We start from the raw sequence: 25,603 nt of genomic DNA, 5'->3' as shown, positions 1-25,603 counted from the left end.
TTTCGATAAATATGTAATTATGTATTTCATATTATAGATATTAATGCATATATGTTATGATATTCGTAATATTAATAATTTAAATAAAGGCAATAATTTTAATAAAATATTTATTAAAGCATTGAATATTAGTATGTGTAGCTTGATTCAACAGGTCAAAGCGCCGTCTGTATTTCATTATAAAATAGTAGCTTTGCCAACTGTATTTTTAAGAATGTGAATTTGCACTCAATAGACTTCTTAGAAATTGCATTACCGATTAAAATATCTAATCAATAAGGTTAGATTTTAAATACTTGTTCTTATTAGATTTTAAAAAACATAAAACACACGATGAAAAAAAAATACTTTATTTTTAGAAAAAGCTGGATTGTATTGCTGCTTTTAATTTCTGCCTTTGCATTTGCGCAAACAAATACATGGGATGGAAGTAAAAGTAATAATTGGGATGATTATAGAAACTGGTCTTTAAATTTAGTGCCAAATTCTGCGCATGATGTCGTTATACCTAATAATTATACTGTAACAGTAAATACGGCAGCAGTTTGCAAAACACTTGTTATAAATTCAGGTAATAATTCAAATGCAATTACAATTAATACAGGAAAATCATTAAATGTTTCAGGACTTGTAACAATTGGTGCTGGTACAGGTAGTGGTGATAATAAGCTTATTAATGTAGGTGCAAATATATTTTCTTGTGGCTCAATTAATATAACTGCTACCGGTAGTAATAATAGGAATTCAGGTATTACACTTTCGACAGGAACAGTAACTGTTGCAGGAAATGTAGCCATGGGTGATGTTAATGATTTTGTAAAGTTCACTGGTGCAGGTCTACTGAGAGTTGGTGGGGATATGAGTAGTGGAACTTTAATTCCATCAACTGGTACAGTCGAATACAACGGAAATAGTGAACAAGCTTTAGAATCTTATACTTATTATAATCTTTTGATAAGCGAGATTGGCAATAAAAATAGTACAGGAACAGCTTTTTCAGTTGCCAACGATTTAACCATTAGTAAAGGGAATTTAATTTTAACAGCTACTGATGCCAATTATAACATTGGGAATAATCTTGCAGTAGCAAATACAGGAACATTAACGCATAACGTTAACTGGGATAGTGCAGGTAAATTATTACTTGTAGGTGGTAATTTAACAATAGATGGAGCTTTTTCATATAGTGGGGTGGCAAGATCTCATCTACAGATGAATACTGGTGGTAAAACCATAAAAACTGGGACGGCTGCACTAAGTATTTTAACAATGAACAACACTACCGGTATTATATCAGCAGTTGGACCGGTGGTTATTAATGATAATTTTTGGCCCTCTTTTAATGTTTCTGGCGGAACATTTGCAACAGGAAGCAATACCGTAACTGCAAATGGTGGTGTGCTTGTAGCGGGTGGGACTTTATTGGTAAACGGAGGAACATTAAATGTGACAGGTGGTTTAAATGTTGGTTATGATTTGGCAGCATCAGGAACTCTGAATCTTGATTCAGGAATTATTAATACCGACGCTTTAAATATTGGAAACGGAACAAGAACAGGAATTTTCAATCACAAAGGTGGTATTGCAAACATCGGGAATCTAACTATTAATGCTACGGGAGCAAATGCTTATACCTGTAGTACTACCGGACCACAAACTATAAATATCAGTGGCAACTGGATCAATAGTAAAACTTTTACCGCAGGAACAAGTTCTACCGTAAATTTTGTGGGTAATTCTCTTCAAACTATAACTGGAACTTTATCTGGACCAGGAGGAAAATTTTACAATTTAACCTTTAATGGAGTAGGTGGAAGCTGGACGAATAGTGCACCAATTGATGTGGCGAATACACTTACCATGTCGAACGGTATTTTAAATACAACTCCAATAAATTTTCTAAATATTACAAATAAGTCCAATACTGGTGCTTCTAATGGAACCGCAACTTCTTTTGTAAGTGGTCCCATTAAATGGGCAACTACTTCAAATGTTTCTTATGCGTTTCCCGTGGGAAAAGGAAGCACTTATTTACCTTTTGTTTTAAATACAAAGGGTACAACAGGAACCACTGCACAAGTAGAAGCTTTCGATTCTAATTGTGGTGGAGCGGCAAATTATACTAATGTTGGTGGTCTAAGTAATACAGAATATTGGTCACTTACAACTACCGGGACTTTTACGAATAGTTTGGTTTCATTATCAAGACCTACTTCAATTTCTCCATTCGATGTCATTGCAAGCAGTACAGTTGCTAATGGAACTTATGCTTCTTTAGATGGAACAGTTGGCGCGAATGGAATAACAAATTCTCTAGCAATTGGAACCAACATGTTTTTTACTTTTGGTAGAAAAAATGGGATTCGTACAGGTGCAATATCGGGTTCCCCATTTTGTGCAGGCACAAGTGTTTCAGTACCTTATACAATAATTGGAACTTATGTCGCTGCAAATACTTTTGCAGCGCAATTGTCTGATGCTTTCGGAAGTTTTTCCACACCAATAAATATTGGTAATATTACCTCACCTCTTGCAGGAACGATATCAGCTACTATTCCAAGTGGAAGTGCTGCCGGAACAAAATACAGGATTCGGGTGATAAGCAATACTTCTCCAAATAATGTGATTGGCGAAATGAATAGTGGTGATCTAACAATAACCGCAATCAATTCCGCTACTTTAACCTCCGGACCTGGTACCAATAGTCAAGCTTTATGTATAGGCACATCTTTAATCAATATCACTTTCAGTACTACCGGAGCAACCGGAATTGGTGCAGCGACTGGTTTGCCCGCAGGAGTTTCATCAAATTTTTCCAGCGGTGTCATTACTTTAAGCGGAACCCCAACAGCTTCGGGAACTTTTAACTATAGCATTCCATTAAGTGGAGGATGCGGCAGCGTTAATGCTACTGGAACAATTAAAATTAATGCTCCAACAACTTATACGAGTGGAATATGGAGTGACGGTGTACCAGATATTAATAAAAAAGCAATTTTTGCAACTGATTACACTACGACGAGTGGTCAAAATATCAATGCATGCAGCTGTGAGGTAAAAAATGGAGCGGTTTTAAGAATAAGTATCAATTCCACTTTGACGGTACAAAATGAGATTACCAATCTGGGATCCGGAAGTAACTTCATTGTTGAAAGCGATGGTAATTTAATTCAAGTCAATGATCTTCCAACTAATTCCGGCAGTATCACTTCCGAACGCGAATTTACAATAGGTGCTGCGCGGGAACAGTATAATTATTTGGGAACACCGGTCGCTTTTGAAGCAGGACAGAGTTACAAAACAATTTTCCCCGGGTCGACTAATACTGCGGTACTTTATCATAATCAGGCAACAAATACTTTTTCTACTTCGTCTGGCGCCAATGTGCCGGGAAGGGGTTCTGCCGTAAAAGAACCGTTGCCAACTACTACACTTGTTGGGGGAAAAACAACTGTCCAATTTAGAGGGGTTCCACAAAATGGTCAAATCACTTTGGGAATCGCAAACAGCAATACCGGTCTTACAACTTTAGGTTACAATTTAGTAGGAAATCCATACGCATCTAATATTGATTTAAGAAAACTCTATGATATCAACGGCGGGAAAACTGATCCTACTCAAATAACTTCCCTGGATATTAGTCCGACCTTCTATTTCTGGGATAATAGCGGTAATAAGCAATTCCAACAACAGGGAAGTGGATATAATGGTCAATCTTACGCGGTTTTCAATGTCCTTACTGGTGGAAACGGAACTGGAACGGCAGCTGGTTCTCTCAGTGGGTCCATAACTGGAACGAAAAAACCTACAAAAATTGTGAGCGTTGGGCAGGGTTTTATGACAAGATCTTTAAAAACGAATTATAATTTTATATTCAATAACAGCGTGAGAACTAACGAAACTGCAACACCTAATTTTCTTGGCAGGGGTGACTCTGTTATTCAAGATGATCGGTATTGGTTAAAAATGACCGCACCGTCTGGAATAATTTCAACGATTACGGTGGTTCACTATCCTGGCGGAAATAACTTCTTCGGAGCAGAAGATTCCAGATCAATGGGTGGTTCAGATGCTATTTACAGTTTGGTCGAGAATGAAAAAGTAGCCATCAATGGAAGAACCAGTTTAGTAAATACCGATGTTATTCCATTAGGATCACAATTTTTCACAAATGGCAATTATAATATAGGTATTGATACCGCCGAAGGCATCTTCGCAAACGGTCAGAATATCTACTTGAAAGATAATCAAACCGGAATTATTACGAACCTCAGTGCCGGAAATTATACCTTCGGCGCAAACGCAGGGGAAAGTACAGGTAGGTTTGAAATTATTTACAAACCAGAAACGGTTTTGGCCACAGAGGGGAAAGTGAAAGATCAGCTAATTGTTTACAAAGACGGGAGTGATTTTGTCGTAAAATCTAAAACCAAAAAAATAACGGATATAGAAGTTTACGATACGGCAGGAAGGTTGATCTGTAAAACACTAGCAAATAGAAATACAGTTTTTATTTCTGCTGAGAAATTCGCTAATGGTGTTTACATCTTGAAAATTAACCAGGAGGGGCTAGTTACTTCTAAGAAAGTTATCAAATAAAATTTAATTTTAGACCGTGAAAATTATAAAAAGCCAGACGTTTGTCTGGCTTTTATTTTTTATGACATCGTAGATTTTATTTTAAAAAACGGAGCATTCTTCTCCTTTTTTGTTGGCGTCCGACGTAGTTTCAGACAAAGCTAATTCTTTGGACTACTCCTATCATTTACATCAAACTTATTTTAATAATTTTTTTTATAGAATATCTTCCAGTGAATTATCGAAGGGTTGATACAGGGCTGTGACATAAGGACTTCTTTAATCAAATGCGGTAAGCGTTGAGAGGTAGCTGCGGTGTAACTTTTTCGATAATCATTATTGAGGGTTCGGAGAGTATATTTTACTTATAAAAACGTCTTTTTTGATTTATAACTATTAAAATCACATCTATTTTCGAAGATATTATTTTTGACTTGCGAGGCATTGACTTAAAAATAAGAATTCTGTAGTATTTAGTCCTAATAGGAAGCTATCCTCTGAAAGTATCAATGAGTCTGTGAAAACTTGAGCATTGCGAGTTGCACTGTCAATCAGGTCGATCTATATGGTAGATCATGTAAAAATATAAGATGATGAATATTTATTATGCAGGATGACTTATTTTAATATTACCACAATAATTCTCAAATTACTGATATACTACGCTTTGCATAGTTTCGTAAATATATTACTAAAAATAATTTGTAAATTTAACCATAATGCAATATTTCTTATGTTAACATAATTTATTTTCACTACCTTTGTATAATTAATAACATAATGTGATTATGTTGATAATATATTAAAATTGAATAAAAGGAGATAATTAGGTTCATCAACCTGTTCTTTTATGATTTTTGAATAACGTTTGAAAATAAATTACCCAACTTATGAGACAATATAAACTACTCTTTTTAGCATTATTGTGCAGTACTTTTTCTTTTGCGCAAATCGGAATCAATACCACCACCATTGACGCTTCCGCTGCACTGGATATTCAATATGGTACAGTACCGAAAGGTCTATTAACCCCCAGAATGACAACTGTTCAGCGAACTGCAATTACCGCTCCCGCAGATGGGTTAATTGTTTATGATACTGATTTAAAATCTTTTTATCATTACAAAACCGGTTCCCCTGGAGTTTGGGTGAGAATGAATAGCGAAGCCACTGGAAGAACAAATTTTAAAAGAATAAAATCTACAGATGTATTAGCGACTGTATTGGCAGCAGAACTTGTAGCTGGTGGAAACAATAAATATTTGTTGAATACCAACACGCTTTATGAAATTAATGGTACAGTAAATTTTGATAAACCAATAGATTTAAATAATGCTTACCTACAAGGTATTGATTCTGGCGATGATAAAATTATGAAAGCAACCGGAAATATATTTGAAGGTGCAACTGGCGGTACTATTAAAGGTTTAACCATTACCGCAACAGCAGGTAATGTATTTAATTTATCTGGTAACGCTGCACAAAATTTAATATTTAGAGATTGTATTGTGGCGAATTCTGCCAGTGTTGGGACAATAAATGGTTTTGGATTAGTTTTTTTAAGCATAGTTCAATTTGCTGGTAATACTACAGGAATTACATACTCTACTATAAGTCAGTTATTATTAAGTAATTTGGGGTGGTTTGGAAATAATACAGGAACTTTTGAAAAATTAGTAGGTACATTTGGATTGGTTGAAAAACAAGGTGGATTTAGTGCTGTAAATGGTACAGCAGTTGGATTTGACGTGTCTTCCAATCCAACCATAACTGGAGATGCAGTGTTAGAATCAGTCGTGTTTACTGGTGCAAATACTACAGGATATATTAAATCTTATACTATAGATACTTACATTGGGTATAATTTTAATAATAAGTGGAATATTCGTAGTGCCGGTATTCCTGTAGAAACCGACGCTGTTGCGGTAGGCGGTGTCAATTTAGATTCACCTTATGGGACAGGAGTTCAGACTACTCTTACCACTTCAACTGCGGTTAAAATCGCGGGTGCAACTGTTTCAAATGATTTTTTTAGAGCTTCAAGTGGAGGTGTAGACAATCGCTTAAAATACCTAGGAAATAAGAAAAGATTTTTTACAGTAAATGCGGCAACGTCCTTTAGAGGTACTGCTGCGACTAACACAATATACGTTTTTTATATTGCCTTAAATGGAAGTCCTGTTCAACGTTCTAAAACATATATATTTACAAATAATGCATTAGATGTAGTTGCAGTTCCTATACAATCGATATTAGAATTATCTCCAAACGATTATGTAGAGGTTTTTGCTCAGAGATATAGCGGGACTAGTGATATGCTAACAGTATCTTTAAGTCTCTTTATGAGATAAAACATGACTCTAAATTAAAAGCTGGAATAAATAAGGACTTATACTAAAACATCAGATATTAATTTCTTACGATTGGTCCTTTAAAAAGTTCCTTTGTTTGCATCTTTCACATTTTTTTTAATTACAGATTCTTGATCCTCTTTTTATAATTCAACAATCTCATAATTCTGCTCGCCCTGGAAAACGTATTGACTCAATTAAAGAAATTACAATGAAAAAACAATTACCCATTCTTTGTGCAGTCTTCTTAGCTATAATGACCTATTCTCAAAAACAGGTTGTTATTGAAAAAGCAGCCGCTGAATCTTCGGTGGTTTCTGATAAAAGCGATCTGCTTCCTGGTGAAGACGGAACCCTTAAAATTGAAGGGACTGGCTCCATCAAAGTTTTTACAACTGCATTAATTACTGTAAAGGATAAAATCACAAACCTGGGAGATGGGACGAACTTTATTATAGAATCCGATGCTAATCTTATCCAGATCAATGATGCAAATACCAATTCCGGAAACCTTATTTCCGAACGGGTTTTTACCATCGACGCAGAAAGGAAACAATATAATTATCTGGGTTCCCCTGTTGCTTTCGCTGCAGGACAGAGCTACAAAACAATTTTCCCCAATTCTACAAACACCACGGTGCTTTATCACAATCAGGCAACAAATACTTTTCTACCATCCTCTGGTGCTAATATTGCAGGTCGGGGATCTGCCGTAAAAGAACCACCAGTCAGCACCATACTCACCGGAGGGAAAACAACCGCCCAATATAAAGGCGTTCCCCAAAGTGGCGAAATTATTTTACCAATTGCCAACAGCAATACCTCTCTTACCATATTAGGTTACAATTTAGTAGGAAATCCTTACGCATCCAATATTGACCTGCTAAAATTGTACGAGATCAATGGTGGAAAAACAGGCCTTGCTGAGTCCCAGATAGTTTCTCCAAATATATCGGCTACCTTTTATTTTTGGAATAATAACGGGAATAAACAATTTCAACAGCAGGGAAGTAGTTATGAAGGTCAGGCTTATGCACTCTTCAACGTTCTCACGGGTCCAGCCGGCACGGGAACTCAATCAACCCTCTCCTCCAAAATCCCATCCAATATTGTAAAAGTAGGTCAGGGTTTTATGACGAGATCTTTACTTGCCGGTTACAATTTTAAATTTAACAACAGTATTAGAACTAATGAGACTTCGACTACTGATTTTCTGGGAAAAGGCGCCTCTGCTATTCAGGACGATCGGTACTGGCTGAAAATGACAGCACCCTCCGGAATTACTTCAACAATTGCAATTGTTCACTATCCGGGTGGAAACAACTTATTCGGACCGGAAGACTCCCGCTCAATGGGCGGTTCAGATGCTCTCTACAGCATGGTAGAAAATGAAAAATTAGCCATCGACGGAAGAAGCAGTATGGCAATTACGGATATTATTCTCCTAGGAACACAGCATTTTGTGAGTGATACCTATATCATAGGTCTTGAAACAACCGAAGGTATTTTCGCCAATGGTCAAAACATTTACTTGAAAGACAAGCAAACGGGTATCTTCACCAATCTGAGTGAAGAAAATTATCGCTTTGAAGTCAACGCGGGAGAAAGTTCTGGCAGGTTTGAGATTGTTTATCAACCTGAAACGATCTTGTCGACGACGAATTCACATAAAGACGAGATCATCGTTTATCGAGATGGCACCAATTTTACCGTAAGATCTGAAAGTAAGAAAATCGATGAGGTTGAAATGTTCGATGCCGTGGGTAAATTAATAAAAATAGTAAAACCCAATCGCAAACAGGCTGTTTTAGATGCTTCTACCTTACCCAATGGCGTGTATATTTTGAAAATTACCCTTGATGGAAAAGTGATGATAAAAAAGATCATCAGATAAATACAACTGTACAGAAATCCTTTAAAAAGCCAGACAATAGTCTGGCTTTTTTCTTTTGAGGATTAACCGATTGCAGATTATGTTGCTATAATTTTATGAAAGGGTGTTTTCACCCTATATTATTTTCTACGCTTATCGTAATTTTATATCCACACAAATACACTTACGATGAAAATTACTTACTACAATTTCTTTGCAGAATTTGGGAGAAAATTCCTTTATATGGGATTACTTATTTCCATGATTTCTCAAGCTCAAACTACATTGGCCACTTATGATTTTACCGATAATTTAAATCCGAATGCAGGAGCCATCGGAGCTCCTTCACTAAAATACTACAATTCGTCCGGAATGCAAACTGTTCCTTCTTACACGAATGGAACAAATGGAAGTAGAGTGTTAAATACAACTGATGAAGGGGCTTACGTGGAACTTACTATTGATACTTCAGGATATGGTGGAATTAATGTCTCATGGTATGGAGAGGTTAATTATGGCTTTTTAAATCAAGGAGATTGGGATTTATACGCAAACACAGGTTCTGGTTATGGAACATCATTGCTAACGATGGATCTTTTTAATTTTATTGTCTTCTTCTCAGATGCAAGAACAGAGAATTTCACTTTAGATAGTGCCGCAGACAATAATTCTACTGTAAAAATCAAAATTAAATGTGATAATATCAATTCTAATATCAGACTTGATAAATTGGTGATTACAAGTCGGAGTCCAAAAATTAATGTCTTTGGTTATAATACCACCAATGTTTTAACTCAGATTCCCGTAAATTCTCCAGCAGCCACCATCTATGGCACTGATTTCGGTATGGTGATCACTTCCTCTATAACTCCCACAGGATATTCCGATCGTGTTTTCAGAATACAAAACAATGGAGCTGCGGTTCTAAACATTTCCGCTATTAATTTTACGGGGCTAAATGCTGCAGATTTTTCAATCTTTGGAGCCTTACCAACCACTGTGAATAGTCTAGGAGGTACTAAAGATTTTACGGTGCGCTTTAATCCATCTTCTGATGGTAAAAGTTCGGCTTTACTCAACATTTTCTCAAATGCCGATCCTTCCCCGTATAGTTATTATTTAGAGGGAAGAGGCGCAAGTTGCAGATCAGAAGATCTTCCTTTCAAGAATAATACAATGGAATCGGGAATACAGAGTTTATCTTCAATTGCAGATGGGACAAGCACGTTCAATAAAGTTTCAGGCTATAGTAGAAATAGTACTGCTTCCAACTCAAACAATTTAGGCGGAGGTGGTACAAGACTCTATGGACCTGGTGGCGATAATGCCAATTATAATTTATTTACAAGTAGCAATTCCTCCTGGTACATTAGAGGAGAAACTTCTACTGTTAATTTTGGACCGGTTGATGTAACCAATGAAAAAGGGGTATCTATAAGCTTTAATTTGGCTGCATTTTCTTCAAGTAGCGGTACCACTTTTAATAATAATGATGTAGTTAAACTGGAGGTTCTTGATCCAATTACTAATTCTTGGTCAACCGAAGTTGAAATTAGAGGAAATAATAATGGTACAGCCAAAAACTCACGTTTCTCATTTAACTCAGGGTCATATTTAGAAGGAACTTACGATGGCAATAATTTACCTATTGGAGGACCAGTAAAAAATTCGGCTGTAAAACTTAAACTTCTCAGTAGTAGTAATTTTACTAACCTCGCTTTTAGGATTACTGCAGCAAGTAATACTACTGCAAAAGTTTGGCTTATCGATGATGTAATCGTTTCTACCGCCAACGCAATTTTTAAAACTTATACTGGAACAGGATTGACTGGTTGGAAGAATTCAGCGAATAATGATACTCCTGCACCTATAATTGAAGAAAAAGCTATCATTAATGCAGATTTTACAGGTGATTTGACCGCTTGCGAATGTGAAGTTCTTCCAACCAAGTCAGTGGTAATTAATCCAGGTAATGTAGTGCGATTAGAAAATAAACTCAACAATAATGGTTCCTTTATTATCGAAAGTGATGGTAACTTGATACAAAATGATAATACTGCGATAAATTCAGGAGATATTATTTCAAAAAGAGATATCAAAATTAGCACTTTACGCAACCAATACAATTACTTGGGCACCCCGGTAGCATTTCAAACGGGCGAAAGTTATAAAACAATTTTCCCGGGTTCTACAACAACGGTGCTTTATCATAATCAGGCAACAAATACTTTCTTAAATTCCTCCGGAGCTAATATTCCGGGCAGAGGATCTGCAGTAAAGGAACCCGTGGTTTCTATAACAATACCTTTTACCGCACTTGCAACAACTGCTCAATATAAAGGCATTCCTCAAAATGGAGAAATTCTTTTAGGGGTTATCAACAGCAATACCGCAGTTGCAACATTCGGATATAACTTAGTGAGTAATCCGTATGCTTCCAACATTGATTTAAGAAAACTCTACGATATCAATGGTGGAAAAACGGATTCGACGAAGGTATTTTCTCCAAATATCGGTGCAACCTTTTATTTTTGGGATAATAACGGAAATACGCAATTCGAACAACAGGGAAGTGGATACAACGGTCAATCTTATGCCTTGTTTAATGTACTTACCGGCAGCAACGGAACAGGAACTATTGCAGCCTCTGGAACCAAAATGCCTACTAAGATCGTAAAAGTAGGGCAGGGTTTTATGACAAAATCTTTGATTGCCAATTATAATTTTAAATTTAATAACAGTATTAGAACAAATGATACTTCCCCTACTGATTTTCTTGGCAAGAGCGCCTCCACGGTACAAGACGATCGATACTGGCTGAGAATGACTGCTCCATCTGGTATAACTTCAACCATTGCGATTGTGCATTATCCAGGGGGAAACAATCTTTTCGGCGTGGAAGACTCCCGCTCAATGGGTGGCTCAGATATCATTTACAGTATGGCGGAAGATGAAAAAGTATCCATCAATGGAAGAAGCAGTTTAGTGAATACGGATATTATTCCTTTAGGAAGTAAACATTTTGTAAATGGTAATTATGTTATTGCGATCGACACTGCGGAAGGCATCTTTGCTAACGGACAAAATATCTACTTAAAAGATAAACAAACCGGCATTATTACCAATTTAAGTCAGGGCACTTATACCTTCTCTGCGATTGCGGGGGAAAGTACCGGCAGATTTGAAATCAGTTATCAACCGGAAACTGTTTTGGCAACTGATTCTAAAGTTAAAGAAACCTTCGTTGTTTACAGAAATGGAAATGAATTTGTAGCACAAAGTTCTGGACAGAATATCACAGATCTGCAACTTTTTGACGCCGGTGGCAGATTAATTCTTCAGAGAAAAGGTTCTCAAAAAGAGTTGCGATTCCCTGCCGATCGATTATTAGAAGGAATGTTTGTTGTAAAAGTAACCTTGAAATCGGGAGAAATAATGACCCGCAAAATTCGAAAATAGACAATTTATAAATCTAAAAAGAGAAGCGCCTTATTGTAGGGCGCTTTTTTTATGTATTGAGTTGTTTTAGAGAGTTGTAAAATACCAATAAGAGGGAATAAAATATAAAATCTATCAATATTGATAGGTTCACAAGACAACTTTGTTAAAAATAAGAAGTCATATTTTTGGTAATAACGTAAAAGTAACTAATTATGATGTATATAAGTTACTGTAATAAAGCGGGATAACAAAAAAGAATGAAATATTTTAACATTATTGCTGAAAAAAATCTATTTTTGTTAATTATTGTTAAATCACATTTAGTATGAAAACATCTTTACAGTCTTTGAAAATATTGCTTGCAGTATTTTTTGGTTTTTTAGCTACAAATGCTTTTGGGCAAGCAGCTACCGCAACTTGGTTACTTAACGCTGCAAATACTACAACTTCGGCAGTTACAGGAAATGTTACTGCAACTGCATCAACAACAACTGGAGTTACTACTTCACCAACACCATTTAATACTAGAGGGTGGGGTAAGAATGGTTGGGATGTGGATAATACCTTGAATACCGGAACGTATTATGAATTTACAGTTTCGCCAACTAGTGGAAATAGTTTAAGCGTTACTGGATTTACCTATGATGGATCATATAATGGTTCAATTTCAATTAAAGGAGATGTTTATTATTCAACAGATAATTTTGGAACCTATACTCAAATTGGAACAACTTCTTTATTTACTTCTACAACTCCAGTTCCTATTAATACAACCGGATTAACTATTCCAGTTGCAGCTACTGGAACTATTAAATTTAGAATATATTTTTATTACTCTGATACAGGGGGTAGTACACGTATTAAAAATGTAAAAGTTACTGGTACAACAACTGCAACAGCTTGTTCAGGAACGCCTGCACCAGGAAGTACAGTTGCTTCTGTAAATCCAGTTCCTGGCGGAAGTTCAACAACATTGTCTTTACAAAATTTAACAGCAGGCTCTGGTGTTACCTATCAGTGGAAATCATCAACAGCATTTGGTGGTCCTTATAATAATATTTCAGGAGCTAACTCGAGTACTTATGTTGCAAGTCCAACTGCTGCAACTTATTATCAGTGTGTTGTTACTTGTGGTGGAAGTTCAGGGACTTCAACGCCTTTGCTTGTAAATATAGCATATTGCACCGCAACATCAACTAATAATACCCGTTATATCGTAGATTTCAGTACTACGGGAGGAGTAGCAAATATTACGAATATTGGTACTTCAGGGGGAATTACCACTACAGGATATAGCGATTATACTACAAAATTTGTTTCGCAAGTACAAGGTGGTGTCATAAATATATCAACTGATTTTTCTGGAACTACCGATACTTTCGGGTTTGGACTTTGGGTAGATTGGAATGATAATGGCGATTTTTTAGATCCAGGAGAATATTTGCTTAATAGTGGTGGTGTTCCTATAACAGGAGGAGCGGGATCTTTTACCGTCCCAATCGGCGCAGCAGTAGGAAACCACAGAATGAGAATTAGAAATGATTCGGACTTAGCAAATGCTACTTCATGTGGTAATATTGCTTATGGTGAAGCAGAAGATTATACGGTAACAGTTTTAGCTGCATCTCTCTGCACCGGAACACCAACCGCGGGAACAACCGTTCTTACTCCTTCTACAGGCATACCTTCCAGTGCATTTGTAGCAACAATTACAGGAAGTTCTGGAGGGACTGGTTTATCTTACCAATGGCAAATTGCAAATGCACTTGCTGGTAATTACACCGATATTTCTGGTCAAACAGGTGCCTCGGCTAATTTAAATGCCGTTCCCCTGCCAGGAACTACAAAATATTACCGCAGAAAAATTACCTGCAGTGGCAGTGGATTTTTTAGTTTTTCTGTAGGAGTTCCGTTTACAACCACAACTCCGACTTACTGTACACCGACAACCTCATCTCCTACTAAAACTTACATCAAAAGTTTTAAATTTGTAGGAACTTTAAATGATCCACCTTTGTCTGCAAACGTGACAGGAGCAAGTGGGTATGCTAATTATACTGCACTTACTCCTATTGCTCAACAACCAGATGGGAAAGTAATGAATATAGAGGCAATCTCATTTGGTACGATAATATCTGGTTCTAGTTATGGTAATGGTAATTGGAAAGCCTACGTAGATTGGAATGGTGACGGTGACTTTGCAGATAGTGGAGAACAAGTTTATAGTTTGACCACATTTGTCACGAATGCATTAACTTTTGGTTTTGTAATTCCTCCGGGTCAGGCTGCAGGCAAATATCGCTTCCGCATCATTGTTAATAATGATGGCACTGATACTTTTGATTCTTGTTCCTCATTTATCAATGGAGAAGTTGAAGATTACAGTTTTGAAGTAGTGTATAATTGTCCAGCCTCAGTAGATGCTATTAATATCGTTGCTGCCGATGGTCACCGTTGTGGCACCGGAACGGTAAATCTTTCTGCAAGCGGAACAGGCACAAATTATAAATGGTATACTACACTTACTGGTGGGTCTGCAATTTTTACAGGTAGCAATTATACTACCGCATCTCTTAATGCGACTACGGTTTATTACGTAACTGCTATCAACGGCAGTTGTGAGTCTGCATATCGTATTCCAGTTACTGCGAGAATTGATCCGGAACCAGTAGTAAATATTACAACACCCGCTCCAATTTGCGGCACTGGGTTCTCTGGGGTTCAATTAACAAGTTCGGGTGATCAATATGTAGATATTATTGTGGACGAAAAATTTAACTCGGGTCTTGGTGTATTCTCTTCATCAACTTTAGGAGCTTATACTGATGTAAGTGGAACTTGGCAAAACAGACCGAGTCCTTATATCCCTTCAGTGCCCCCTTATGCAGGACTTGCTCCTGCACTATCGTCTGGGTATTTTGGTGGGAATTATGCAGCCATTATTACCGATATTGATAGAGGTACTTCTATTTTAAATGAGTTAAAACTCACTTCTAATGGCAATTTAACTAATTTTCAAGATCTTAGACTCGATTTTGATTTGTATTATTTTTCAATCACCAATTTAGCAACGGAAGGTTATTTGAAAGTAGAATATTCGTTAGATGGGGGTGGAAACTGGATTACTTTATCCACAATTACATCAATCCAGGGAAATCCCAATACTTGGAATAAATTTTCTATTCCAATTCCTGGTCCGTATGTTTCTACGCAGTTTAAAGTTCGGTTTTTGTTATTTGCTTATGCTGACAATTTAATTGGAAATAGTTGGAAAGAAAGTATTGCGACCGTTGACAATGTTAAAGTTTATGGTAACAAACCAATTACAACCGGATTTGTATGGTCTGGGGCGGCTTCTATTTTATATGAATCGACTTGTACAACGTTAATAGGTTCTACTCCTACTAACTCAATTTGTATTAAACCCAGTGCAACTCAAATCGAAAATGATGCAAACTGGAGTATAACCGCTACCGCTAATTTTACAAATGGGTGTCCAGCAACGAAAACTATTGTCGTTCAAAATGATACGAAAACATGGGACAACCCAATAGCTACTAATAATTGGAGCACCAATAATTGGAAACCAGGAGGTACCGGTCTTCCGCCTTCAGATACTAAATGCGTTATTGTAAAAACACCGCTTATTATTCAAACAGGCATTAATGGTCTAGCGAAAAATATTACCATTGAAACTGGAGGTAAGCTTAATATCTTTGGTTCTCTTAAGGTAACCAATGAAATTATTAGCAATGTTACAGCTACTGATGTTGTGGTAGAATCTGACGGTAATCTAATCCAGGTAAATGAAGGAATCAATATTAACACCGGAACCATCACCGCCAAGCGAACGCTTAATTTATCTGCCGGAAGAGAACAGTATAATTATCTAATCTCACCTTTGGAAGGTCAAAGTTTATCAGGTATTTACAATAATGCAGGCGCTACGGCTCCTTCTGTTTTGTATCATAATGAAGCTACCAATAAATTCTATCCTTCATCTGGTGCTTATATTAAAGGACGCGGTTTGGCAGTAAAAGAACCGGTAAAAGCATTTGCTCCAACTACTTTGGGTGCAACTTTCACTGGAAAACCTACCAACGGTACATTCTCTTATACGATCGTAAACTCTAATAATGGAGATACCAATAGAGGGTATAATCTTATTGGAAATCCATACCCCTCAAATATTGATCTAGTCACCTTCTACACTTTGAACGGAGGCGAAACTGGGAACGTTTATTCTACCGCTTACTTTTGGGATAACAGAGCCAATAATAAAACGACCCAGCAAGGCGATTTATATGGCGGACAATCCTATGGGCAACTCAATATGACGAGTGGGACAGGAACGGCTGGGAATGGAGATGCAACCATAAAAACGAAAATCCCAACCCAGTTTGTAAAAACGGGACAAGGTTTCATGGTTAAAACAAAGGTTAACAACACATCCATAACCTTCAACAATACCATAAGAACGAAGGAGTCTGGACCAAGTTTCTTCGGAAAAACTACCGGCAATACTGAAGCTTCAATGGATCGTTACTGGTTGAACATGATTTCCCCTGCGAATATTGCCTCCAATATCGCGGTCGTTTATTTCCCCGAAGGTAATAATGCCTTTACTCAAGATGACAGTCGCACCATGGGAGGTTCAGATGCAATTTACAGCATGGTAGAAAACGAAAAAGTATCCATCAATGGTCGCAGCAATTTTTTGAATACGGATATCATTCCTTTAGGAAGTCAACATTTCGCGGCCGGAAATTACACCATCACATTGGGGGATAAAGAAGGCATCTTCGCTGAAGATCAAAATATTTACTTAAAAGACAAGCAAACCGGTATCATAACAAACCTAAATGCCGGCGACTATACTTTCTCTGCCAATGCAGGGGAAAGTACTGGAAGATTCGACATCGTTTATGTGCCAGAAACAGTTCTTGCCACGGATGCTGCAGTAAAAGAAAAACTCATCGTTTACAGAGACGGAAATGATTTTGTAGTGAAAGCACAAAGCAAAAAAATTACCAGCTTAGAAGTATTCGACACTGCGGGAAGATTGATCCTTGCTTTGAATCCGAACAGCATTAAAGCAATCGTTCCATCAGAAAAAATTGTAACTGGTGTTTATGTGTTGAAAATCAATCAGAACGGACAGATCACGTCTAAGAAAATCATCAGATAAAAAACAGATGATAAACCACCAAACAGCCAAATAGAGGTTTTGGCTTTTGTTGATGGTGCAGAAATTTTGTACCTTTGCACCGGTCTTTGATTTGTAATTTTAATAATGGATGATGTATTTTGAACATTCATCAAGTCGAAGAGTTGAACCCAGAGAAAATAATAAATAAAGTTTAAAAAATAGAGGGGTCTCATCTCGAATTAATATATTTGCGCAAATAAGGTAATGAAAAAAACACTATATTTCTTCTTCATTTTAATCAGTTTCGTCAGTTATGCACAGAACGGACCCAATCCTTTTGCAGAAAAGGAGTCTGATAATGCGTTTAACAGAACAAACGCAACCAAAGATAATGAAACACAGGCAAATCACGATACTGCCTTTGACCCCGGTGGTGGAAATCCTGGTAGCTCGGTCCCAATCGATAATTATATTCCTTTACTCGTTATTACGGCAGTTGGAATCATTGTCTATAATACGCATCAAAAAAAGAAAATGCTGGCTAAGAATTCATCTAAATAAAAACTTTTTGAATGTGCCGCTTTTTTAAAAGAAATAGCAATAAATCATGTACTCAAAATATTTAAAGCCTTCCCTGGATTTTTCTTTAGCAGGTTTCTCCCTGTTGCTGATCAGTCCCCTGTTTCTTCTGATCACTGTTATGCTCGTGATCAATAATAGAGGAAGCGCTTTTTTCATTCAGAAAAGACCGGGAAAAAATGGTAAGATCTTTCATATCATCAAATTCAAAACGATGAATGATAAGAAGTGCAAAAACGGGATCTTGCTTTCAGATTACCACCGCTTAACTTTAGTCGGAAAAGCCGTAAGAAAAACTTCATTAGATGAAATTCCGCAGTTGATCAACGTATTGAAAGGAGAAATGAGTTTGGTTGGTCCAAGACCTTTATTGCCTGAATATCTTCAGTTTTATAACGAAGAACAAAGTAAAAGACATATCGTAAAACCCGGCATTACCGGTTGGGCGCAAGTAAATGGTAGAAATGCCCTCTCTTGGGAAGAGAAATTTAAATTTGACGTTGAATATGTGCAGACCTTCTCCCCGCGGCTTGATGCAAAAATATTACTGATCACGATACAGAAAGTGGTTCACCGACACGGCGTGAATGCGAACAATTACATGACGATGGAAGCATTTAAAGGAGACGCAGCATGATCTTATATGGCGCCCGAGGTCAGGCGAAAGTCATTTATGATCTCATTCTTTCTAATAATCATCTTCTGGAATATTTGGTAGATGATAATCCACCGGATCATTTTCCTCATAATCTGAACGTTTATCGGCCTACTCCAGAATTATTGAAGGATCAAAGACTCATCATCGCGATCGGTGATAATCTGCTGAGAGAGAAAATATACCATGAAATCAAACATTTATGTGAGTTTGAAACCATGCAGCATTACAGTGCTTATGTTTCGCGTTTTACAGAAGTGGGCGAAGGAACGGTAATCATGCCTCAAGTCTGTATCAATGCAGAGGTAAAAATTGGCAAACACTGTATCATCAACACCTCCGCGATCATTGAACATGAGTGTATTATTGAAGATTTCGTACACATTTCCCCCACTGCAGCTTTAGCTGGTAATATTTTGGTTAAGAAAGGAGCACATATCGGTTTGGGAGCGAATCTCATACAGGGAATTACTATTGGAGAAAATGCGCTCATCGGTGCAGGATCTGTGGTGTTGAAGGATGTGCCTGCAAACGCTGTCGTTGTAGGGAATCCCGGTAGAATTATTAAAATGAATGGAGTAGAAAATGGACAATAAAATATGGCTTTCTTCTCCCCACATGGGAGGTACAGAAATGAAATATATTCAGGATGCTTTTGACGAAAACTGGATCGCTCCTTTGGGTCCTAACGTGAACGGACTCGAAAAAGATCTGGAAATGTATCTGGGAAAAGACGTGCATGTAGCTGCTTTGAGTTCGGGTACTGCTGCTTTGCATCTTGCCCTCATTCTTTTAGACATTAAACCCGGTGATTTTGTAATTTGTCAAAGTCTCACCTTCTCAGCCTCCGCAAATCCTATTATTTATGTTGGTGCAGTTCCTATTTTTGTAGACAGCGAAAAAGATACATGGAATCTCTGTCCAAACGCGGTAGAAGATGCCATCAAATTTGGAATATCAAAAGGCAAAAAGCCCAAAGCAATTATCACGGTAAGTCTATACGGAATGCCTCATAAAGTGGACGAAATTGCAGAGATTTCTGCACGCTACGAAATTCCGATCATCGAAGACAGCGCCGAAGCGTTGGGAAGCACTTATAAAAATCAGAAATGCGGAACTTTTGGCGATCTTTCTGTCATCAGTTTCAATGGAAATAAAATTATTACTACTTCAGGTGGAGGTGCTTTAGTCGTAAAGAATCAGGAATTTAAAAATAAAGCTGTGTTTCTCTCTACACAGGCGAAAGATGATGCTCCTCATTACGAGCATACCAATATAGGTTACAATTACCGCATGAGTAATATTTGTGCCGGAATTGGGAGAGGCCAAATGGAAGTCCTGGAATTGAGGGTGCAGCAGCGAAGACAAAATCATCTTTTTTACAAGGAACTCTTAAAAGATGATCCGCGGTTTATTTTGCATACAGAGCCTAATTCAGATTATTTTTCTAATCACTGGCTCAATTTAATTTATATAGAACCCGGCCAGGATTACAACCGTGAAACGATCAGACAAAAATTTCTAGTCAATAATATCGAAACCAGACCTATCTGGAAACCGATGCACCTGCAACCTATTTTTAAGGGATCCTATTACTTTGGAGCAGATCTGGCGGAGAAACTTTTTCAAAACGGTTTATGTCTTCCTTCCGGTTCCAACATGACAGAAAATGATTTTTACAGAATCTCCTCGACTTATAAGGAACTCGACTATTTAAGGTAATAACAAACCATTACCGCTATTTTTTTTTGTAAATTTGCAGAATATTGAAAATACAAAAATGCCATGCAAAAAGTTGATTTTAACTTCAACGGTCAATTAATCTTCCCTTTATAATGGGTTATCGCAAAAGCTTAAATAGCGTAATTTACGGTGGGGATAATATGGTAAATCTTTCCGATGTAAGATATCTGCCAAGGTGGATTATTTTAATGATCGATATTTTACTCATTTTTAGTGCTACTTTTTTTTCCTGTTATATTATAGAAAAATTAAATTATAATACGAAAGTTTTTTATAATAATGTACACATGTACACTCTGATTATGGGAGTAAATGTAGCGTTCATGTACATTTTTAAAACCTATGCGGGAATCATCCGTCACTCTACATTTATTGATTTATTCAAATTATTGCTTTCTACCTTTTGCAGCACATTTACCGTTGCAGTAATTAGTTACAGTTATTTTTTAATTTCGGGTTTTAAGTTGATCAGCGCGCACGTACCGTTTTTAACGATTTTCTTTGCCTCATCCTTCATGATCTTATTCATGTTCCGACTTTTTGTAAAGGAGTTTTTTCATATTATAAGAGAGTTTAGAAGAAGTACGCTGAAAAAAAGAATTTATGTATTAGGAATTGATGAAACTTCTATTGCAGTAGCAAGAGCGGTTTTAGATAATCCAAATTTACCCTATCAGATTGTGGGTTTTCTTACCCAGAGAAATGACTCTCGCAGAGCTCAACTTTTGGGAAAACCAATTTTCAGTAAAGAAAAGGTTGAAAATAATACAAAAGAGAATTTAGCCTTAGATGGAGTTTTGATCATCAAAGAAATGATGTCGAAAGAAGAAATGAATTGCTGGGTGAACCTTTTTCTGGAAAAAGACCTTCAAATATTTAAATCGCCTTCCGTACAGAAACTTCGGGACAGTGATTTGGTTGGATCCATTAAAAATCTACAGATCGAAGATTTGCTCAACCGCAAGCCTATTAAAATAGAAAGCGTGGAAGTGAGCAGCAGACATCACGGTAAATCAATTTTGATCACGGGTGGAGCGGGCTCTATCGGAAGCGAAATTGTGCGGCAGGTTTCACAGTTCAACCCAGAATTGATTGTGATTTTGGATCAGGCTGAAACGCCACTTTATGAAATAGAAAATGAAATGCGTGATAAATATCCGCATATCAATTTTAAATTTGTTCTTGGTGATATTTCTAACCGCCACCGGATTGAGCCTTTATTTCAGAAATACCAGTTTTCAATGGTTTATCATGCTGCGGCGTACAAACATGTCCCGTTGATTGAAGAAAACCCGCATGAAGCGGTTTTGGTGAATATTCTCGGAAGCAAAAATCTCTCGACATTAGCAAGTAAATATAAAGTGAACCGGTTTGTGATGATCTCGACGGATAAAGCCGTGAAACCGACCAATGTGATGGGGGCTTCTAAAAGAGCTGCGGAGCTTTTCGTACAGGCACTCCAGAATTCGGAAAATAATGTGACCAAATTTATCACCACAAGATTTGGGAATGTGCTTGGTTCGAATGGTTCTGTAATTCCACATTTCAAAAAACAGATCGAAAATGGTGGTCCGGTTACCATTACGCATCCCGATATTGTAAGATATTTTATGACCATTCCAGAAGCCTGCGAACTCGTACTCCATGCAGGAACCATGGGGAATGGTGGTGAAATCTTTGTGTTCGATATGGGGGAACCGGTAAAAATTCTGGATCTTGCTAAAAGGATGATCAAGCTGTCGGGATTTGACTCTGCGACTGATATTAAAATAATATACACAGGTCTTCGTCCCGGGGAGAAACTCTATGAAGAACTTCTAAGCGATGATGCTAAAACACTACCAACTCACAACGAAAAAATAATGATCTCTAAAGATGCTAATATGGAATTTAAGGATATCGAGAAATTTACGAATCATATCATAAGAGCTGCTATAAAAGGAGAGAAAATAGAAGTAGTACAAATTCTAAAAAATATCGTCCCAGAATTCAAAAGCAACAATTCAATTTACGAAATTTTGGATAAGTAATATAGAATTGTATATTTGCAAACTTCTTTTTCTAAATGATTACAATGAATAAAAACATATTCCTCCTAATTCTTGGTGTTCTCTTTTTTTTAAGTTCGTGTAAGACGAAAGAAAAAACGAGCGAACTCAATTATATGCAGAACGTAGAGCAAATTGCTTACGAAGCATCTATCAATAATTCAGTTTCTACGATCCAAAAAGGAGATCAATTGCTTATTTTTGTTTCCGCAAAAGATATGGATGTGGTAAAACCTTTCAATCAAACCTATTATTCTTCGCAAAATAGTATTACCAATTCTGCATCTACACCTTCTTCTGCAGAAAAAACTTATATTGTAAATCCCGAAGGTACTATCGATTTTCCAATTTTAGGGGTTATTCAAATTAGTGGGAAAACATTGGAAATGGTGAAAAGTGAACTTACAGAAAGGGTTTCTGCTTACGTTAAAAAGCCTACAGTGACCGTAAAATTGTCTAATTTCCGAATTACAGTTTTGGGAGAAGTTGATAAACCTGGACAGTATTATGTTTCTGAAGGACAAGGAACACTATTGAATGCATTAGGTTTAGCAGGTGATCTTACTATTTATGGAAAAAGAGATGATATTTTGGTCATTAGAAATGAAAATGGTAAAATCATGAAAGAGCATGTGAACTTAAAGGATGCTAATTTCATTAATTCTCCATTTTATGAACTAAAACAAGGTGATGTAATATATGTTTCTGCAAATAGAACCCAAGATAAAGCATCCCGTTTAGATCCAAGTATGCCGATTTACATCTCAGTTGCAGGTATTGTTGTAACAATATTAGCGTTAGTATTCAAAAAGTAATAAATTTTAAATGAATAATTCTTCTTCAACACCTGAATCGAAGCAATCTGAAATTAGTCTTAATGAAACCATCAAGCCCTATCTACAAAGATGGTTATGGTTCATATTATCTTTGTTTTTGGCAATAGCAGTAGCATTTTTTTATATAAAAAAGTCCACTTCAGTTTACAGTATAAAATCTACCATTTTAATCAAAGATGCAAAGAAATCTGGTGGTGAATTTGCAGTGCTATCTGATCTTTCTGGGCTTAATTCTATGGGGACAAACAGCATAGAAAATGAGATCGAGGTCTTAAAGTCTAAAAAAATGATGCGGGACGTTGTTACAAGACTAGGATTGCAAACAAGTATTTCAGCAAAAGATGGCTTGAAACAAAAAGAATTGTACAAAGAAACCTCGCCCATTATAATTCAGCTTGTAAACGAAAAAAAATATGATGATACCATATTTCCCGTTGAGATTGTAATTAATAATGACAAAATTACGCTCAGTTCAAATAATTTCAAATCTGTGTTGACTTCTTCATTTAACAGAACAATTAATTTACCGTACGCTAATATTATTATTCAAAAGAATCTTAATTATATTCCTTCAAAAAAAGAAGAACTCGAAGATCTTTCTTTCGCTTATAATTCTACCGAAGCCACAGTAAGCAGTTTTCAAAAGATTACAAATATTAAGCTGGTTAATAAGGATGCAACAGTTATTGAATTATCAATGAATTATCCAAATAGGGTAAAAGCGAAAGACGTCATTAACAAACTTGTACAAGTTTACAATGATGATGCAATTAATGATAAAAATTCAGAATCAATGAAAACGAAAAATTTCATTGATGACAGAATTTCTATTATTGCTAATGAATTAGGAGAAGTTGAAGGGCAAAAAGAACGCTTTAAAGTTGCGAATAAAATTACAGACCTCTCTGCGGAAGCTTCTATAAACCTAAGTAATTCAGCCAGCGCAAGAGCTCAACTTTTGGAAATAGAAACACAATTGCAACTTTCAAGTGATCTCGCTTCCTATCTTTCAAAGCAAGGAACAGGTCAAACGTTGCCTTCAAATATTGGACTGAGTAATCAAACTGCAGGATCAAATATAATTACGTACAATCAACTCGTTTTAGAGAGAAATAGACTGTTAGAGAATGCTACAACTCAAAATCCACTTGTAGAAGATTTGACGAAGCAGATTAGTGTTTTAAGAAAATCAATTTCCGATGGGCTTACGAAAAGCAGAGATGCACTTATATTAACGAGAAATCAAATACAAGATCAGCAAAATATCGTTAATGCTAAAATTACGAAAATCCCAACGCAAGAAAAATTGTTCAGAAGTATCGAAAGACAGCAGCAGATTAAAGAAAGTCTTTATCTATTGCTGCTCCAAAAAAGAGAAGAAACTGCAATTGCTTTAGCGGTTACGGCTCCGAAAGCAAAAATTGTAGATTATGCTTTTAGTTCTGATAGTCCGGTATCTCCAAAGAAATTAATGACCTTACTTGTAGCGATGTTTTTCGGTTTAGCCCTTCCTTTTGCCTATATTTATGTTAAAGAATTATTAAGTAATAGAATACGTTCGAAGAAAGATATTGAAAAACTCTCTAATATTTCGATTATCGGTGAGCTACCGAAAATTGGAAGAGGGGATGCAGAATTGGTGGGTAAGAATGATATTTCCTCTATGTCTGAAGCGTTTAGAATATTAATTACCAATATGAATTACATGTTGCCTAAAAAGGACACCAGTAAAATAATTTTCGTAACCTCAACTGTTAAAGGGGAGGGTAAAACTTTTGCTTCCGTTAATTTAGCGCTTACTTTAGCAAATGCCTCTCGAAAAGTAGTAGTAATTGGCTCGGATATTAGAAACCCACAATTGCAGCGGTATGATCCTAGCAAGAAAAGATCAATAGGACTTTCAGAATTTTTGTATGACGACAGTATTAAGTTAGAAGATATTTTGCATTTATCATTTTTTAATGATCACTGTGATGTTATTTATTCGGGAAGTATCCCTCCCAATCCGACAGATCTGCTTATGAACGGAAGATATGAAAAATTGATTGATCAGTTAAAGTTAGATTACGATTATATTATTTTAGATACGGCACCATTGATGTTGGTAACAGACACTTTCCTTATCTCTCAAATGGCAGATGCCACGTTGTATGTAGTGAGATCTGAATTTACAGAAAAGACATTGATTGATTTTGCCAACAAACAAGTTGACGCCAAGAAAATTAAAAATGTAGGATTTGTTTTGAATGATGTAAGTAAAAACAATTTCGGATATGGTAACAAATATGGTTATGGTTATGCTGCCACTGAAAAAAGTTTTTTTCAAAAATTAAAAGATAGGTTTTAATTA

At 36.5% G+C, this 25,603-nt stretch carries 12 protein-coding genes; all 12 read left to right on the top strand.

What is annotated here, in order from left to right; all coding sequences use genetic code 11:
• Positions 1-333: 333 nt before the first annotated feature.
• The 12 genes from OA86_RS08740 to OA86_RS08685 all read left to right on the top strand — a co-directional run bounded on the left by OA86_RS08740 (position 334) and on the right by OA86_RS08685 (position 25,600).
• Entirely contained in the window at positions 334-4,599 is a 4,266-nt protein-coding gene (locus OA86_RS08740) for a T9SS type A sorting domain-containing protein (RefSeq protein ID WP_039351755.1), read from the top strand.
• An 869-nt stretch (positions 4,600-5,468) separates the two neighbouring features.
• A complete protein-coding gene (locus OA86_RS08735; RefSeq protein WP_039351753.1) occupies positions 5,469-6,929 on the top strand; it encodes a phage tail-like protein in 1,461 nt (486 codons plus the stop codon).
• A gap of 211 nt (positions 6,930-7,140) precedes the next feature.
• Positions 7,141-8,823 carry a T9SS type A sorting domain-containing protein gene (locus OA86_RS08730; RefSeq protein ID WP_082017311.1) on the top strand — a complete coding sequence of 561 codons (1,683 nt, stop codon included), beginning with the start codon at positions 7,141-7,143 and terminating at the stop codon, positions 8,821-8,823.
• A gap of 168 nt (positions 8,824-8,991) precedes the next feature.
• The gene (locus OA86_RS08725) at positions 8,992-12,261 is read left to right on the top strand and encodes a RemA C-terminal-like gliding motility protein (protein WP_039351750.1); all 3,270 of its coding nucleotides are present in this window, start codon (positions 8,992-8,994) and stop codon (positions 12,259-12,261) included.
• 307 nt (positions 12,262-12,568) lie between these two features.
• Positions 12,569-17,431 (top strand): RemA C-terminal-like gliding motility protein, encoded by a 4,863-nt coding sequence (locus OA86_RS08720; protein ID WP_039351748.1) that lies wholly within the window; start codon positions 12,569-12,571, stop codon positions 17,429-17,431.
• Between the two features lie 225 nt (positions 17,432-17,656).
• Positions 17,657-17,953 carry a hypothetical protein gene (locus tag OA86_RS08715; RefSeq protein WP_039351746.1) on the top strand — a complete coding sequence of 99 codons (297 nt, stop codon included), beginning with the start codon at positions 17,657-17,659 and terminating at the stop codon, positions 17,951-17,953.
• Positions 17,954-17,999: 46 nt separating this feature from the next.
• A complete protein-coding gene (locus OA86_RS08710) occupies positions 18,000-18,608 on the top strand; it encodes a sugar transferase (RefSeq protein WP_039351744.1) in 609 nt (202 codons plus the stop codon).
• The gene (locus tag OA86_RS08705) at positions 18,605-19,222 is read left to right on the top strand and encodes an acetyltransferase (RefSeq protein ID WP_039351742.1); all 618 of its coding nucleotides are present in this window, start codon (positions 18,605-18,607) and stop codon (positions 19,220-19,222) included. Before OA86_RS08710 ends, OA86_RS08705 begins: the two co-directional genes overlap by 4 nt.
• Complete coding sequence (locus OA86_RS08700) at positions 19,212-20,348, top strand: DegT/DnrJ/EryC1/StrS family aminotransferase (RefSeq protein WP_039351740.1); 1,137 nt, start codon at positions 19,212-19,214, stop codon at positions 20,346-20,348. Before OA86_RS08705 ends, OA86_RS08700 begins: the two co-directional genes overlap by 11 nt.
• A gap of 113 nt (positions 20,349-20,461) precedes the next feature.
• A complete protein-coding gene (locus OA86_RS08695; RefSeq protein WP_039351738.1) occupies positions 20,462-22,399 on the top strand; it encodes a polysaccharide biosynthesis protein in 1,938 nt (645 codons plus the stop codon).
• Positions 22,400-22,443: 44 nt separating this feature from the next.
• Positions 22,444-23,232: a polysaccharide biosynthesis/export family protein gene (locus tag OA86_RS08690; protein WP_039351835.1), complete on the top strand. Its 789-nt coding sequence runs from the start codon at positions 22,444-22,446 to the stop codon at positions 23,230-23,232.
• 10 nt (positions 23,233-23,242) lie between these two features.
• On the top strand, positions 23,243-25,600 hold the full coding sequence (locus OA86_RS08685) for a GumC family protein (protein WP_039351737.1): 2,358 nt from the start codon (positions 23,243-23,245) through the stop codon (positions 25,598-25,600).
• Positions 25,601-25,603 lie beyond the last annotated feature (3 nt).

It is taken from the genome of Kaistella jeonii, from assembly GCF_000812865.1.
Classification (GTDB): Bacteria; Bacteroidota; Bacteroidia; order Flavobacteriales; family Weeksellaceae; genus Kaistella; species Kaistella jeonii.
The sequence above is the reverse complement of the archived record's forward strand: the minus strand, read 5'-3'. Positions and strand labels throughout refer to the sequence as shown.